At 69.2% G+C, this 15,904-nt stretch carries 11 protein-coding genes; 8 read left to right on the top strand and 3 right to left on the bottom strand.

Going from position 1 to position 15,904, the window contains the following annotated elements:
• Nucleotides 1-60 precede the first annotated feature (60 nt).
• The gene (gene clpB / locus BKH33_RS05050) at nucleotides 61-2,739 is read left to right on the top strand and encodes an ATP-dependent chaperone ClpB (protein ID WP_003780732.1); all 2,679 of its coding nucleotides are present in this window, start codon (nucleotides 61-63) and stop codon (nucleotides 2,737-2,739) included.
• 119 nt (nucleotides 2,740-2,858) lie between these two features.
• Here clpB and BKH33_RS05045 read toward each other — a convergent pair whose 3' ends face one another.
• Nucleotides 2,859-3,899 (bottom strand): DUF3152 domain-containing protein, encoded by a 1,041-nt coding sequence (locus tag BKH33_RS05045; RefSeq protein ID WP_081395417.1) that lies wholly within the window; start codon nucleotides 3,897-3,899, stop codon nucleotides 2,859-2,861.
• A 574-nt stretch (nucleotides 3,900-4,473) separates the two neighbouring features.
• Between BKH33_RS05045 and BKH33_RS05040 the strand changes: the two genes are divergently transcribed.
• The gene (locus BKH33_RS05040) at nucleotides 4,474-5,277 is read left to right on the top strand and encodes a TetR/AcrR family transcriptional regulator (RefSeq protein ID WP_256700215.1); all 804 of its coding nucleotides are present in this window, start codon (nucleotides 4,474-4,476) and stop codon (nucleotides 5,275-5,277) included.
• A gap of 182 nt (nucleotides 5,278-5,459) precedes the next feature.
• Here BKH33_RS05040 and BKH33_RS05035 read toward each other — a convergent pair whose 3' ends face one another.
• Nucleotides 5,460-6,140: an HAD family hydrolase gene (locus tag BKH33_RS05035; protein ID WP_003779742.1), complete on the bottom strand. Its 681-nt coding sequence runs from the start codon at nucleotides 6,138-6,140 to the stop codon at nucleotides 5,460-5,462.
• A 209-nt stretch (nucleotides 6,141-6,349) separates the two neighbouring features.
• On the opposite strand from BKH33_RS05035, the gene BKH33_RS05030 reads away from it, so the two are divergent.
• Nucleotides 6,350-7,360: a LacI family DNA-binding transcriptional regulator gene (locus BKH33_RS05030; RefSeq protein ID WP_081379663.1), complete on the top strand. Its 1,011-nt coding sequence runs from the start codon at nucleotides 6,350-6,352 to the stop codon at nucleotides 7,358-7,360.
• Between the two features lie 99 nt (nucleotides 7,361-7,459).
• Here BKH33_RS05030 and BKH33_RS05025 read toward each other — a convergent pair whose 3' ends face one another.
• On the bottom strand, nucleotides 7,460-10,306 hold the full coding sequence (locus BKH33_RS05025; protein WP_076142610.1) for a GH32 C-terminal domain-containing protein: 2,847 nt from the start codon (nucleotides 10,304-10,306) through the stop codon (nucleotides 7,460-7,462).
• Between the two features lie 265 nt (nucleotides 10,307-10,571).
• Here BKH33_RS05025 and BKH33_RS05020 point away from each other — a divergent pair, with 265 nt between their 5' ends.
• The 5 genes from BKH33_RS05020 (at nucleotide 10,572) to BKH33_RS05000 (ending at nucleotide 15,904) form a co-directional block, all read left to right on the top strand.
• Nucleotides 10,572-10,871, top strand: coding sequence for a PspC domain-containing protein (locus BKH33_RS05020; RefSeq protein WP_043539009.1), 300 nt, complete (start codon nucleotides 10,572-10,574; stop codon nucleotides 10,869-10,871).
• Nucleotides 10,872-11,372: 501 nt separating this feature from the next.
• Nucleotides 11,373-13,595 carry an NAD(+) synthase gene (locus tag BKH33_RS05015; protein WP_003781619.1) on the top strand — a complete coding sequence of 741 codons (2,223 nt, stop codon included), beginning with the start codon at nucleotides 11,373-11,375 and terminating at the stop codon, nucleotides 13,593-13,595.
• 302 nt (nucleotides 13,596-13,897) lie between these two features.
• Complete coding sequence (locus BKH33_RS05010) at nucleotides 13,898-14,338, top strand: PTS sugar transporter subunit IIA (RefSeq protein ID WP_003781622.1); 441 nt, start codon at nucleotides 13,898-13,900, stop codon at nucleotides 14,336-14,338.
• The gene (locus BKH33_RS05005; protein WP_003781614.1) at nucleotides 14,338-14,829 is read left to right on the top strand and encodes a PTS sugar transporter subunit IIB; all 492 of its coding nucleotides are present in this window, start codon (nucleotides 14,338-14,340) and stop codon (nucleotides 14,827-14,829) included. The genes BKH33_RS05010 and BKH33_RS05005 overlap by 1 nt, the downstream gene beginning before the upstream one ends.
• Before the next feature lie 127 nt (nucleotides 14,830-14,956).
• Complete coding sequence (locus tag BKH33_RS05000; protein ID WP_003781615.1) at nucleotides 14,957-15,904, top strand: mannose/fructose/sorbose family PTS transporter subunit IIC; 948 nt, start codon at nucleotides 14,957-14,959, stop codon at nucleotides 15,902-15,904.

Raw genomic sequence — 15,904 nt, 5'->3', positions numbered from 1 at the left:
TGCGAAGGTTGAGGTGACCAGAAGACGCAAGACGTCACCAACCTCAAGAAGGAGGTCCGTATGGACACGAACTACACCACGAAGTCGCAGGAGGCGATCTCCGGGGCCATGCAGGCCGCCGCTGCGGCCGGCAACCCCCAGATCGAGCCTGCGCACCTGCTCGTTGAGCTCCTCTCCCAGCCCGACGGCGTCGCCGCGGGACTGCTGGCCGCCGTCTGCCCCGACGCCGCGGCCCGCCAGGCCGTCGGCGCCTCCGCACGCCGCATCCTGACCCAGCTGCCCGCCTCCTCGGGCTCCTCGATGACCCAGCCCCAGCCCTCGCGCGCCCTGCTGGCCGCCCTGGAGGCCGCCTCGACGGCGGCCAAGGAGCTGTCCGACGAGTACATCTCCACCGAGCACCTGCTCATCGGCCTGGCCAAGGGCGACGCCTCCGGCTCGACCCCCACCGTGGCCCGCATCCTGGCCGATGCCGGCGCCACCCCGGAGGCCCTCGTCGAGGCCCTGCCCCAGGTCCGCGGCTCCTCGCGGGTCACCTCCGCCAACCCCGAGGGCACCTACAAGACCCTCGAGAAGTACGGCACCGACCTCACCGAGGCCGCCCGCGAGGGGCGCCTCGACCCGGTCATCGGCCGCGACGCCGAGATCCGCCGCGTCGTGCAGGTCCTGTCCCGACGCACCAAGAACAACCCGGTTCTCATCGGTGAGCCCGGCGTCGGTAAGACCGCCGTCGTCGAGGGCCTGGCCCAGCGCATCGTGGCCGGCGACGTCCCCGAGTCCCTGCGCGGCAAGCGCCTCATCGCCCTGGACCTGTCCGGGATGGTGGCCGGCGCCAAGTACCGCGGCGAGTTCGAGGAGCGCCTCAAGGCCGTCCTCAAGGAGATCAAGGACTCCGACGGCGAGGTCATCACCTTCATCGACGAGCTGCACACCGTCGTCGGTGCGGGTGGCGGCTCCGAGGGCGCCATGGACGCCGGCAACATGCTCAAGCCCATGCTGGCCCGAGGCGAGCTGCGCATGGTGGGCGCCACCACCCTGGACGAGTACCGCGAGAACATCGAGAAGGACCCCGCCCTGGAGCGCCGCTTCCAGCAGGTCTTCGTCGGTGAGCCCAGCGTCGAGGACACCGTCGCCATCCTGCGCGGCATCGCCCCCAAGTACGAGGCCCACCACCAGGTGACCATCTCCGACGGCGCCCTCGTGGCCGCTGCGACCCTTTCCGACCGCTACATCACCGGTCGCCAGCTGCCCGACAAGGCCATCGACCTGGTCGACGAGGCCGCCTCCCGGCTGCGCATGGAGCTCGACTCCAGCCCCGTTGAGATCGACGAGCTGCGCCGCCGCGTGGACCGCATGCGCATGGAGGAGGCCTACCTGGACGAGTCCATCGAGGACGTGACCAAGGCCGACCCGGCCGACGTCGACCGCCTGGAGCGCCTGCGCGCCGAGCTGGCCGACGCCTCCGAGGAGCTGGCCTCGCTCAACGCCCGCTGGGAGGCCGAGAAGGCCGGCCACAACAAGGTCGGCGAGCTGCGCGCCGCCCTGGACGAGATGCGCACCCGCGCCGACCTGGCCGAGCGCGAGGGCAACTTCGAGGAGGCCGGTCGCCTGCGCTACGGCGACATGCCGGCCCTGGAGCGCCAGATCCGCGAGGCCGAGGCCGCCGATGCCGCCGAGGAGGCCGCCGGCGAGCCGATGATCGCTGAGAAGGTCGGCGCCCCCGAGATTGCCGAGGTCGTGGGCTCCTGGACCGGGATCCCCGTGGGCAAGCTCCTTCAGGGCGAGACCGAGAAGCTCCTGACCATGGAGGAGGTCATCGGCGAGCGTCTCATCGGGCAGAAGGCCGCCGTGGCCGCCGTGGCCGACGCGGTGCGTCGCTCGCGGGCCGGCATTTCCGACCCCGACCGCCCCACCGGCTCCTTCCTCTTCCTGGGTCCCACGGGTGTGGGCAAGACCGAGCTGGCCAAGGCCCTGGCCGAGTTCCTCTTCGACGACGAGCGCGCCATCGTGCGCATCGACATGTCCGAGTACTCCGAGAAGCACTCCGTGGCGCGCCTCGTGGGTGCCCCGCCCGGGTACGTCGGCTACGAGGAGGGCGGCCAGCTCACCGAGGCCGTACGGCGTCGGCCCTACTCCGTCGTCCTGCTCGACGAGGTCGAGAAGGCCCACCCCGAGGTCTTCGACATCCTTCTGCAGGTGCTCGACGACGGCCGCCTCACCGACGGCCAGGGGCGCACGGTCGACTTCCGCAACGTCATCCTCGTCCTCACCTCGAACCTGGGCAGCCAGTTCCTCACCGACCCGCTCACCAGCCCCGAGGAGAAGCGCAATGAGGTCATGAGCGTGGTTCAGGCATCCTTCAAGCCGGAGTTCCTCAACCGTCTCGACGACATCATCGTCTTTGAGGCCCTCTCCAAGGAGGAGCTGGGCGAGATCGTCGAGATCCAGCTGGCCCGTATCGCCAAGCGCCTGACGGACCGGCGCCTGAGCCTGGAGGTGACCGGCGCCGCCCGCAGCTGGCTGGCCGATGAGGGCTACGATCCCGCCTACGGGGCCCGTCCGCTGCGCCGCCTCGTGCAGCGGGAGATCGGCGACCGTCTGGCCCGCATGCTGCTGGCCGGGGAGGTCCTCGACGGGCAGAAGGTCGTCGTCGACAGGGTCGACGGCAGTGATGGCCTGACGCTGCGAGCCGAGGGCGAGGCGCACCTGCCGTCGTCGGCCTCGGCCGCGTCACCGGCCTGAGTCGGGACGACCGCCCGCTCCGGTCCTGCTCGACGGGCGGGACCGTGACGGCACGATGAGGGGTGGGTCCACCTGCGCAGGTGGACCCACCCCTCGTGCTGTCCGCAGCGGCGTCGGCCTCAGCCGGGCTGGTTGTCCTGAGTCGGCCAGGGGTTGTAGACGCAGCCGCCGGCGAGGTCGTGGCTCTGCTGTGCCATGAGGGGGGCCTTGAGGCCGGCCCCGGCGCAGAACTCGTGCTCGTGGCCGAGGAAGTGCCCCACCTCGTGGTTGGTCACGTAAGTGCGGTAGGAGTCGACGTCGGGGAAGGTGACAGCGCCCCAGTTCCAGCGGTCGGAGTTGATGACCACGTTGTTCGCGTTGCGGCAGTTCCACATGCCACCGGTGTCCAGCGGCGAGCACAAGGAGTCCGCAGTCGGCGGCGTGGCGATGTTGATGGTCAGGTCCGCCGCGGCGGGGTCCGCCACCGGCTGGAAGGAGGTGTTCTGCGCGGTTGGCCAGCCGCGCGCGTCATTGAGGATGCGCTCCACGATGGGGGCCGCCGCCGCGGCGTCGACGTGGGTGCCGCCCTCGACGCGCAGAACGTAGCGGTAAACGGTTGCGGCTGCAGGCCGGGAGACTTTGGCGGCCGGAGCGATCGTCCATTTGCCGTTTCCGACGGCGTCGGAGTGTGCGAATCCCTCGGTGTCCAGCCGTGGGGAGGGGAGCGCCGAGGCCGATGGAGTCGGTGTCGCGGAGGGGGTCGACGTCGGCGAGGCCGCCTGGCTCGCGCTCGGTGCGGCTGATGGCGCGGCCGCCTCCGCCGGCGCCGGCGAGGGCGTCGCAGTGGCGGCCGAGTCGAGCGACAGGGCGAAGCCGGGGTGGAGGCCCCAGATGCGCAGTCCGGCGATGACGAGGACGATCGCTACCAGGAAGGTGGCGCCGTAGAGGAGTCGGCTGCGGCCCCGGCGGCGCCGACGCTCGCGCCGAGCGACGACAAGGGCGCGTCTGCTGGCGGGGGCGGGCTCATCCGACGAATGTCGATGCGTGGAGTGCTGCCCGGCCGGGCTGCGGCGCAGCGAGGCAGGAGTCTTGCGGCGTCCGGGTGCCGACGACGAGGCGCGGCCGGGGCTCCGCCTGAGGCGGGAGGGGCGCCGCGGCGGCTGCGGGGTCGAGGGGCGCATATCGCCATCGTAGGGCGCCCGCGCCCGGTTAACCTGCTGGGAGGTACCCCGGCGCGCGCAAGGTCACATGCGACCTCTGGAGGTCGACATCTTCTCTGAGGCGACTTTAGGTTGATATCTCAAGATAAAAGTCGAGAGCTGTCGGGTGTGTGGTCTGTTGGCGTCGGGTGGCTGAGTCCTGATGGCCCGGGTGTCGGTGAAGACCTCTGCCGCGCGGGTGAGCATGTCGTCGTCGGCGTGCAGCCCGCTGCCTGTATTTGAACCGGAAACAAGATTGAGGCAAGTGTTACGGAATCGTGACATAAGCGCCATTGCCATGCGAACCTGTGCGTTTTCACAAGAGGATCTGGACGTCCGGTGGAGACTCGGGAGGGGTGGAGATCCCAGTAGCCGCAACAGACCGCATGGTTGGGGATCTCTGTGCTGGTAGGGGCTGGTTAATAGTGCGACAACAGAGATCTTGTCGTCACCCACGTCACGGGCAGGGCACATGGAGGTCACACTTGAGCGGATTATTCCGAACAGGGCCATTCTGCCTTGCAATTCCCTTACTGGAAGGTGCCATGATTCGGCCATGAACACTGTCAGTACCCCGACTTCGCCTCAAGCTTCCCCGGCTAGGCGGCGAGGACCCGGGCGCCCCCGAGCGGGTAGTGAGGACAAGCGAGCACGCATCCTCAACGAAGCCGTGGTTCTCTTCGGAGAGCACGGATATGCCGGCACCTCCCTGGCCGACATCGCCAACGCAGCGGACATTTCCAAAGCCGGGCTGCTGCACCACTTCTCCTCCAAGGACGAGCTCTTCGCCAAGGTGCTGGAGCGCCGCGACCGCGAGGACGCCCTGAGCATCCTCGTGGAGTCCCCGACCTCGGGGGAGGACGTCGTCGACGCTCCCGTGGACACCGTTGGCAACGTGGACACCCTGGAGGTTGCCGCCACCCCTGACATCGACGTCGACCCGTGGTCGCTGCTGGACCGCTACATCGAGCTGCTCGAGCGCAACGTCGCTCACCGCGACCTCACAGCGATCTACACCGCCACGGCGGTCTCGGTCCTCGATGCTGCGCATCCCGCGCACCGTTGGATGGCCAACCACCTCAACGGTGCTGTCGAGCGGTTCGAGGCCAGCTTCGAGGCCGGTAAGGCCGCCGGACTCGTGGACCCGCAGATGCCCTCGCGCCTCGTGGCGCGCAGCCTGGTCGCCCTCACCGATGGGCTCCAGCTGCAGTGGTTGTGCTCGACGACGCCCCAGACGGCCGCCGCGGAGTCCCTAGACACCGACCTGGTGGCGGAGATCCGTCTCTACGTCGACTGCCTGCGCAGCCAGTGGGCGCTCCAGGAGACCCCGGAGACCCCGCAGCGACCCAAGGCGGCCTAACGTGGCCTAACGCGGCCTGAGGCGCTGCGTCGCAACGCTGCGCACAGGTCCTCGACGAATCACCACTCAGATCCCTATTCATCCCATCCGGCTCGGGAGCCCCTGGCTTCCGAGCCGGTCCTATACCTGGCGCCGGCTCCGGGCTGGACGCCTGCCCGTTGTCATTGGCGTGTCGGTCGGTTTCAGCGCTGTGCCCACAGCAGCAGGTGCGGGGTGATCGAGGCCAGGTCCGGGACGACGACGAGGCCGGGGTCAGCCGGGAAGTGCTTCTGCGCGCCGATCTGCACGACGTGGATCCCGTTGCCTCGGGCCGAGGCCGCTCCCGTGGGGGAGTCCTCGACGACGACGCAGTCCTCGGGGCTCAGGTCGAGGCGCTCGACCGCCGTGGCGTAGGGCCGTGGGTCGGGCTTGGCCCCGACGCCGTCGTCGCCGGTGACCAGGACCGCGAAGACGTCGCCGAGCGCGGAGGCCACCTTCTCGACGATCTTGCGGGGCGAGGCCGAGACGATCGCCTGAGCCAGCCCCACCTCCGCCAGTGCCGAGGTGATCCGCAGTGCGCCGGGCAGCAACGGAGGGGCGGCGCTCACGGAGGCCTCGACGTCGTGCGCGATCGCCTCGAAGACCTCCTGCGTGGCTGGATCGTCCCAGGAGCGGGTGGCGCCAGTGGCGGCGATGAGCTCGCGGGCCGTGCGAATGGATGCGCCAGTCATTCGGGCGACGAGCTCGGGGCGCGGGTCGCCGCCCAGGGCCTGGCAGTGGTGGATGAAGGCCTCGTCCCAGAAGGGCTGGGAGTCCATGAGGGTACCGTCCATGTCCCACAGGACAGCGCGCACCGTGAAGCTGGGAGAGGGGGAGGGCGTCATGGAAATAGCCTAACCGGGAGGTGCTGCCGGGCACAGGGGACGGGTGCGGTGCGTGGTGACCCGCTCGCCGGCGTTCAGGGTTAGGCGTTGCGTCGTCGTCCTGGCAGACTGCCTCCAAGCCGCAGCTCGGCCCGCGTGCCCGAGTCTGCCGGGCCGGCTGGGACCGCCGGGCGCGGGCGGCGGAGTCGGAGGGATCGGGAGGAGCCGGGGTGAGCGACACCTACAGGACCACCATGGAGGACGTGGCCCGGGCTGCCGGCGTCTCACGCACCACCGTGTCCTTCGTCCTCAACAACCGCAACGGCGCCCGCATCGCCCCGGAGACGCGCGACCGCGTCCAGCAGGTGGCCGCTGAGCTCGGTTACCGCCCCCACGGCGGTGCACGTGCCCTGGCCTCGCGCCGTTCCTCTCTCATCGGGCTGGTCTCTGAGATCGTCACCAGCCCCTTCGGCGCCGCCACGATCCGTGGCATCCAGGACACGGTCCGGCGCGCCGGCTACACCCTGTTCATCGTGCCGACCTCCACCGAGGCGGACATGGATGCCGAGGCCTTCGAGACGCTCCTGAAGTCCCGGGTCGAGGGCATCATCTACGCCACCGGATGGAACTGCCGGGTCCGCATGCCGGCACAGGCCCGTGAGATCCCCACCGTCCTGGTCCACTGCATCGACCCGGTCTCCGGCCTGCCCTGCGTGCGTCCCGATGAGGAGCAGATGGGCCGTCTGGCCGCCCAGGCCCTCCTCGAGGGCCACCATCGGGACATCGGCGTCATCGAGCTCGATCCGAATGACGGCGAGGCGGCGCCCGGCCGACGTGCCGGCTGCGAGGCCTACCTGGAGCAGGCCGGCATCCCCTGGAGCACCGTGCACGTCGCCGTCGGCCACGGCACCACCCGGGGCGGGTACGCCGCGGCGGCCCGCCTGCTGACGGATCATCCTTGGATGACCGGGCTGGTGTGCGGCAATGACCGCATGGCCATGGGCGCCTACGACGCCATCCGAGAGCAGGGGCTACGGGTGCGTGAGGACGTGGCCGTCATCGGGATCGACGACCAGGAGCTCATCGCCGACCAGGTTCACCCGGCTCTGACGACGGTCGCCCTGCCCTTCGAGGAGATGGGGCAGGTGGCAGTCTCCCACCTGCTGGACCTCATGGAGGGCGAAGCAGTGCCCGCCGAGACGCTCCTGCCCGGGCAGATCGTCCGCCGCTCCTCTGCCTGAGTCGATGGGCGGGGACAACCAACGCGTACGGGTGCAGGATTCCCGTCCCCGACGGCGTCGGGCGCCCCCACGCAGGAGCGGGCCAGACAGGGGCGGTGCTCAGGCCTGGCGACGGCGCAGGCGCAGCACGTAGGCACCGATCGCGGCGGCCGCCGCGCCCAGAACGCCGAGAGTCAAGGACGTTCCGGTTCGGGCCAGCGGGAACCCGCCCGACCTCCCCCTGCCGGCGGCGGCCGGGACCGGGCTCGCCGACGCCGCCTGGGCCACGGCCTGGGCCCCGTCCTGGCCGTGGCGCTGCCTCTGCACGGCCGGCTGCCCCGGGCCGGGGGAGTCGGGGCCCTCGGCGGCGCCACCGGCATCCTTAGCCGCCCCCAGGTGCCACAGGCTCAGGGAGCTCAGGCGGGCGGTGCCGCCCTCGGCGTGGAGCGAGACGTTGGTGGCGCCCTGCTTGGGGTAGACGGTCTCGGTGATGACAGAGGTTCCGTCGGCGGCGAAGACCTCCACGGAGTGGGCGTCGACGACGATGCGCAGGTGGACCTGGCCCTTGCTGTCCGGTGACAGCGGGGCAGTGGCGCGGTCCGGGAACTTCGGGGAGAAGTCGGTGACCCCGGAGTGGGTGCGGTCCACGACGAGCTGCTTGGCCTTGGCGTCGTAGCCGACGAGCGTGTACTGCTCGCCGTTGTCGAGGACCTTGAGGCCGGCGAAGGAGGATGTGCCCGGGCTCAGGTCAACGCTGATGTCCAGAGAGGTGCCCTGGGCGGCCTGACCGAGGGAGGTGTCGCCCGCCGGGATGTCGGCGTCCTTCCGGGTGAGCTCCTGGCCGGTGCGCAGGGACTCCAGGGCCGTCACCGGCTGGGCGGTCAGACGCAGCTTGCCGTCCACCCGGGTCAGTCCCATCTCACGCACTGTGGACATGGCGGTGCGCCAGGTGGTGGTGGGCAGATCGCGCACGTAGGCCCAGTTGCTCATCCAACCCACCTGGTAGCGCTTGCCGTCGGGGGCGTTGTTCCAGGTGACGGCCGCGTAGTAGTCCTTGCCGTAGTCCAGGCGGGGGACGACGTCGGCCCCGGAGAAAGCCTTCGTGTCCGACTGGACGATCTGGTCGACCATGAGGTGGCCCCAGTCCTCGGCATTGCCGTTGTGGTCCTCAATGACGAGCCGAGCCTTGCGGCCCTTGTAGGCCGAGACGTCCATGCTCGTCCAGTCCAGGGTCCCGGAGTTGTTGCCGGTGGCTGAGGCGACGACCTTGCCGTCAACGACGAGGTTGACCGAGGTGTTGTCCGCGAAGGGGGAGGCCTTCGCGTCGGAGGCGCGGACCTCGTCCAGGAGAATGTGTCCCCAGCCTCCGGTGGCCGTGTCGGTGACGACAATCTGGGCGGACTTGCCCTTGAGATCGCTGACGTCCCAGCTCTGCCAGTTGAGCTCCTCCAGGTTGCGGCCGGTGGCCGTGCGTACCACCTTGCCGTCGACGACGAGCTCGACGACGGTCGCCCCGGAGCCTCCGTCAGCGCCGCCCTCGGGGCGCGGGTTGTTGCCGCCGCCCATGAGGAGGTTGAGGTAGGCGGAGTCGATGGTGAAGGTCGGCGAGGTCGCGGTGCCGGTGGTGGCATCCGCGCCCTGCCCGTTGCTGACATCGAAGTAGGTGTTGATCAGCCCGGCGCTGGAGTGGTTGACCAGCGGTTGCTGGCCGGGGGTGGCGCCCTGAGGGGGCGTGGTCCCGAAGGCGGTGCCCGCCACGGTCCAGCCGTCCCAGGAGCCGTCGAAGCCGGCCAGGAGCTTGCCGCCGCCGTTGTCGCCGGTGGCCTCGGGGTTGTAGGGGTGCTTGCCGCCGGCGGTGCGCAGGTTGATATAGGACGAGGAGACCGTGAACTCATCCGAGGTCAGCGTGCCGGTATCGGCGTCGCCGCTACCGAAGGAGTCCACATAGGCCTTGCCCTGGTGCCCGGGCAGGTCCCCGGTGGCCGGGCCCGAGCCGAAGGCGGCGCCGTCGGCCTTCCAGCCGGCGTAGCCGTTCTCGAAGTCGGCCAGGGTCGTGCCCTCCTCACCGGTGTAGTGGGGGATCTCGTCGGGGGTGAAGGTGGAGCCGTCCCAGCTGCCCACGAAGTACTGGGCGGAGTCGGCCACCGTGACCACGAGGACCCACTTGACCTCCTTGGAGTTGCCGTCGACCGGCAGCGGGAAGAAGTCCGGGCACTCCCACACCGCCGAGGTGATTCCCTCCCCGCCGAAGCTGGACTGCTCGGTCCAGTGGATGAGGTCGGGGGAGGAGTAGAAGGAGATGCGGTGCTCGGTGGCGTGGGAGACCACCATGGTCCAGCGTCCGGACGTCTCGTCCCAGAAGACCTTCGGGTCGCGGAACTCGTTGGAGCCGATGTCCAGGACCGGGTCCCCGTTGTTGTACAGCTTCCAGGTGCGGCCCTTGTCCGTGGAGTAGGCCAGTGACTGGGACTGGTTGCCGCCGACGTCGGCCCGCGTCCACACCGCGACCATGGCCGGGTTGTCCGGGCTGCCCAGGCCGGAGGTGTTCTTGGTGTCGATGACCGCCGAGCCGGAGAACACCCCGTACTGAGAGGTGTGCGGGATCGCCACGCCCAGCTCCTCCCAGTGGACCAGGTCCTTGGAGACCGCGTGACCCCAGGACATGTTGCCCCAGTCCGAGCCCTCGGGGTTGTACTGGTAGAACATGTGGTACTCGCCGTCGTAGTAGACGAGCCCGTTGGGGTCGTTCATCCAGTTCTTCTGCGGGGTGTAGTGGGCCTGCGGGCGCCACTGCTCGCCGGCCTGGTCGGCGTTCGGGGCCGCTGGAGCCAGCGGGGCGGAGGGAACCAGTCGGGCGTCCGGGCGGACCTGGCCGGTGGCGGCTGCGGGCATGGAGACCAGCGTAGAGCCGGCTGCGAGCAGGCAGAAAGCGGCCAGGGCACTGAGCGGGCGGGTGATCCGACTCATGGCAAGTCCTCCGGGAAACGGGCTCGGGTGGATAAGAACAGCACGAGGGCGGGCGCCAGAGCGGCGCCGGCCAGTTCGGTGCGCGGTCAGGGGAGCTGCTGCACCGCCTCCCCGACGGTCGCTAACGCGCGTTAGCGACAGGGACAAATTACGCGGCCCGCCGGTATCGATCAAGCGCCCAGGGGTGGGCTCCGAGAAACATCCGGGACTTCTCAGGGGGCTCCCCGATGGCGGGTAACGAGCCCACCCGGCCAGACTTGTGGACATGACACAGCAGCAGTACCCCGGTCAGTTCAGTCAGTCCACCCGATCCGAGGGCGATGCCGGCTCCTCCACCGGGCGCTCCGGCGAGTTCTCCGGCTTCCGCAGCTCTTTACCGCGCCGCTCCCGCGAGCACCGCATCCTCGGTGGTGTCTGCGGCGGTCTGGCCGAGGCCTGGGACATGCCGGTGACTGCGGTGCGCGTCGGGGCACTCCTGGCCTGTCTCCTGCCCGGCCCCATGTGCCTGGTCTACATCGCGGCATGGTGCCTCATGCGCGAGGAGCCCGCCCCCGTTCAGTACTGACCGGTCTCGGCTCACCCGGGCGCGTTCGAGTTGATCGGCCCGGTCCGCTGCGGTCTTTAGCGCCGCGATAACACGACCCGTACCAGACTCACGACCACCAACACCGGCCGGGGACGTCGAAGTCTTCGGCCCCATAGAAAGAAAGGTGATGGCTGTCTCTTCGCTCTCCTCACTGCTTCTCTCCTGCCGTCTCTCCGTCACTCGCTTTCTCCTGACGCGTGCCCGTCCCTGCCGCCATCGGTTCCAGGCGGTGCCTCGGGCGCACGCGTGAGTGATGGACTGCGCCCACCTCGCCGCCCCCGGTTCCACGGGTGACGTGGTGGGCGCAGTGCGCTGCCGGGCGAGTGCCATCGCGCGTGTCCAGGGACGGAATTCCTGTTCCCGTACGCGTCGAACGTCTTCGCCCGCGATGGGGCGCACCCCTGCGCATCCCATGTCCCCGGCCGCGAAACGTGGGCGGTGGTCTCGCAGGAACTCGCCGTCGATGGAAGGATCAACCCCGTGACTGAGACTGTGCCTGTCGCCGTGACCGACGCTGTGACTGATCCTGCGCCCGCCATCGAGTTCCTCTCCGCCTACGACCAGGGCTTCGCCCGTGTCGCCGCCGTCACCCTGCCCGTGGTGCCGGTCGACCCGGCTGCCAACGCCGCCGCCATCATCGAGCAGGCCCGAGCCCTGGCCGACGACGGTGTCTGCCTGGCCGCCTTCCCCGAGCTGTGCCTGACCGGCTACGCCATCGACGACCTCCTCCTGTCCGATGTCCTCCTGTCCGACGTGCTCACCGCCATCGAGACCCTGCGCGCCGCCAGCGCAGACCTCCTGACCGCCCTCGTCGTCGGCGCGCCCCTGCGTCTGGGGGACCGTCTCTACAACTGCGCCCTGGTCATTCAGGGCGGAAGGGTGCGCGGTGTCGCCCCCAAGTCCTATCTGCCCACCTACCGGGAGTTCTACGAGAAGCGGCACTTCGCGCCCGGTGACGCCCTGCCCGCCGGGGTGGAGAGCATCGAGCTGCCCGGTGTGTGCAGCGGCTCCGACGGCGCCGAGCCGGTAGCGCGGGTCCCCTTCGGGGCGAACCTCCTGTTCGAGGTCGACGACGTCCCCGGCCTGACCTTCCACGTCGAGGTCTGCGAGGACATGTGGGTGCCCGTCCCCCCGTCGTCGCTGGCGGCACTGGCCGGGGCGACGGTCCTGGTCAACATCTCCGGTTCGCCCATCACCGTGGGGCGGGCCGAGGATCGTGAGCTGCTGGCCCGCTCCTCGTCGGCCCGGGGTCTGGCCGCCTACGTCTACGCCGCTGCCGGGCAGGGCGAGTCCTCCACGGACCTGGCCTGGGACGGTCAGACCCTCGTCTACGAGAACGGCGAGCTGCTCGGCTCCACCGAGCGCTTCCCCGACGGGCCGCGCGCCACGGTCGTCGACGTCGATGTCGAGGGCCTGCGCGCCGAGCGCCTGCGCCAGGGGACCTTCGCCGATAACGCCCGCACCCTGAGCGCCCCGGTGGCAGGCTCCCCGGTCACGGCCGCCACCTTCACCGACCCGGCGGCCTTCCGGCGGATCGGGATCTGCGCCGCCGACCTGGCGGCCCCGCGCACGGACATCGGCCTGCGCCGCCGCGTGGACCGCTTCCCCTTCGTGCCCGACGACCCGGCCCGACTCGCCCAGGACTGCTATGAGGCCTACAACATCCAGGTGGCCGCCCTCGTCCAGCGCCTGGGGGCCATCGGCAACCCCAAGATCGTCATCGGCGTCAGCGGCGGCCTGGACTCCACCCACGCCCTCATCGTGGCCGCCCGCGCCATGGACCGCCTGGGCCGGCCCCGCTCCGACATCCACGCCATCACCATGCCCGGCTTCGCCACGAGCGCCGGCACGCGCCGCAACGCCGAGGACCTCGCCGTCGGCCTGGGCTGCACCTTCGAGGAGCTCGACATCCGGGCCACCGCCACCCAGATGCTCACCGAGATGGGCCACCCCTACGGCGAGTACGCCCGCACCGGGGTCCTGCCCGAGGGCGTCAGCGAGCGGGACCTCTACGACGTCACCTTCGAGAACGTCCAGGCGGGCCTGCGCACCGACTTCCTCTTCCGTATCGCCAACCACCGCGGCGGTATCGTCCTGGGCACCGGGGACCTCTCCGAGCTCGCCCTGGGCTGGTGCACCTTCGGGGTGGGCGACCAGATGGCCCACTACGGCGTCAACGCCGGCATCCCCAAGACCCTCATTCAGCACCTCATCCGCTGGGTGGTCGCCGAGAAGCTCTTCGACGACGCCGTCGGGCGCACGCTGCTGTCCATCCTGGACACCGAGATCAGCCCCGAGCTGGTCCCGGCCGAGGCCGGCGGCGCCATCCAGTCCACCCAGGCCAAGATCGGCCCCTATGCCCTGCAGGACTTCACCCTGTGGCACGTGCTGCGCCGCGGCTCGCGCCCCAGCCGCATCGCCTTCCTGGCTCACAAGGCCTGGTCGGACGTGGACAGCGGCGAGTGGCCCGAGGGGCTGCCGCCGACGGAGAAGGTCGCCTACGACCTCCCCGAGATCCGGCGCTGGCTCGAGCTGTTCCACCGGAGATTCTTCTCCAACCAGTTCAAGCGCTCCACCCTGCCCAACGGCCCCAAGGTGGTCGCCGGCGGCTCGCTGTCCCCCCGCGGGGACTGGCGCATGCCCTCCGACGCCGCAGCGACGGCCTGGTTGGACGAACTCGAGCGCAACGTGCCGCGTGCGTGACGCCGCTGCTGAGAAGTGGGACCATTGTCCTGTGGTGTGGCGTAAAACATAATCAACCGGATTTCGCATTCTCTGTTCGGGATTGATGAGCATAAAACGCGTATTTACGCCTAAAAATCACCCTCGAGTTGCGGTAACGCGTGTTACCGGTGTTGGTTTTGTTTGCTTTTGTGTGAAAATGGTGGGCATCTGAGTGGTGGCGATCACGTGATTCGTCTTTATCGTCACCATGACACATACGTTGCTGTTGCCCAGGCCTCACCAATCCTTGGCGGCAGCCTGGATGGAAAAGGTTCCCGCCCATGGCTTCCCTGGTCATAGCCGCTCACGGACACCTGGCTGAAGGCCTCGTCGCCTCCTCCGCGATGATCGTCGGTCCCAGTGATGACGTCGTCGCCGTCACCTTCGACCCCTCCGAGGGGCCTGACGACCTCCTGGCGAAGTACGCCGCCGCGGTCGAGGCATCCTCCAGTCAGGAGCACCTCATCCTCGTCGACCTCTTCGGCGGCAGCCCCTACAACGCTGCCGCCCGCTTCGCCGCAGGACGCGACGATGCCGACGTCGTCACCGGCGTCAACCTGCCCATGGTCATCGAGGTCCTGTCCCGTCGCCTTGCCGGCGCCGGGCTCGCCGAGCTCGTAGAGGCCGCCCGGACGTCCGCCACCGACGGCGTCAAGGTCCTCTCCGAGGTCTTCACCCCTGCACCCACCACCACTTCCGATGATGAAGGAGACGAGCTCTGATGGACGTCAAGCTCCTGCGTATCGATTCCCGCCTGGTCCACGGACAGGTCGCCAACAACTGGGCCGGGTCCCTGGGAGCCGAGGCCATCCTGGCCGTCTCCGACGGCGCCGCCAACGACGAACTGCGCAAGACCCTCATGCTGCAGACTGGCGGCGGCAAGGTGAAGGTCCACGTGCTGGGCGTGGAGAAGGCCGCTCGCGTCTACAAGAACCCCAAGTACGAGGCCCTCAAGGCGGTCATCGTCGTCGAGACCCCGGCCGACATCGTGCGCCTGCTCGACCTGGGCGTGGAGGCCAAGGAGGTCAACGTCGGCGGCATGACCTTTAAGCAGGGCACCAGCCAGATCTCCCAGGCCGTCTACGCCGGCCCCGAGGATATCGAGGCCTTCAAGGAGATCGACTCCCGCGGTATCAAGCAGTACATCCAGCAGGTGCCCTCCACCGCGAGCTCCGACCTCATGGGGGCTCTCAAGGACAAGGGCCTGCTCTGAGGGGCCACGTTCTCTGACGCGCCTGCGTCCCCTCCCCGAGTATCCCTCTGACACTTCCCATCCCGCGCCCCTCGGTGGCGGGAGCAGGAGGGGTGTCCTGTCAACCCTCACGTGAGAGAGACGAACCGTGCAAGACATCAACCTGATCCAGATCATTCTGGTCACGCTCGTGGCATTCGTCGCGGGCATGGCCAGCGTCCTGGACGAGCGGCAGTTCCACCGCCCGCTCGTCGCCTGCACCCTGACCGGTATTGCCCTGGGCAACCCCACCGTCGGAATCGTTGCCGGTGGAACCCTCGAGCTCATCGCCCTGGCCTGGATGAACGTCGGTGCCGCCATGGCGCCCGACGCCGCTCTGGCGTCCACGGTCTCCACGGTCGTCGCCGTGGTGTTTGTCAACCAGGGAATCGCCCAGGGTAATGCTATTAACCAGGCCGTGACTGTGGCTGTACTGGTGGCTGCGGCGGGGCAAGGACTGACGATCTTCGTGCGAACGATCGCCATCTTCTTCGCCCATCAAGCGGACCGCTTCGCTGAGCAGGCCAACTATCGGGGCATCGCCATCATGCACTTCACCGCCCTGGGTCTTCAGGGGCTTCGGGTGGCCGTTCCGACGGCTGCCGTTGCCATTCTGGCCGATGGTGAGACCGTGAAGGATACCCTGGAGGCCATTCCCAAGGTCATCACCGATGGGCTCAACATCGCCGGCGGCTTCATCGTCGTCGTCGGTTACGCCATGGTCATCAATATGATGAAGGCGCGCAAGCTCATGCCCTTCTTCTTCCTGGGCTTCGTCTTCGCCACCTTCGGCACCACCGTCACTTCCCACAGCGGGAAGGTTGAGGACCAGTTGGATAAGGGGGTCGACGGCATGGCCAACTGGATCGTCAGCTCCACTCCGACCGCCGTGTCGCTGGTGGCCCTGGGCATCCTGGGGGCCTGCCTGGCTGTCATCTACGTCCAGCTCAACCCCGAGTTCCACGACTCCGTACGCCTGCCCGCCGCCGCCTCGCCCGCAGCCGGTGGTGGCTCCAACAGCGACCTGGACGACGACCTCGACGACGAGCTCGACTGA

The sequence above is a fragment of the Actinomyces naeslundii genome (genome assembly GCF_001956585.1).
GTDB classification, from domain to species: Bacteria; Actinomycetota; Actinomycetes; order Actinomycetales; family Actinomycetaceae; genus Actinomyces; species Actinomyces naeslundii.
Note: the sequence above shows the minus strand (reverse complement) of the source record. Positions and strands in the feature narration are given on the sequence as shown.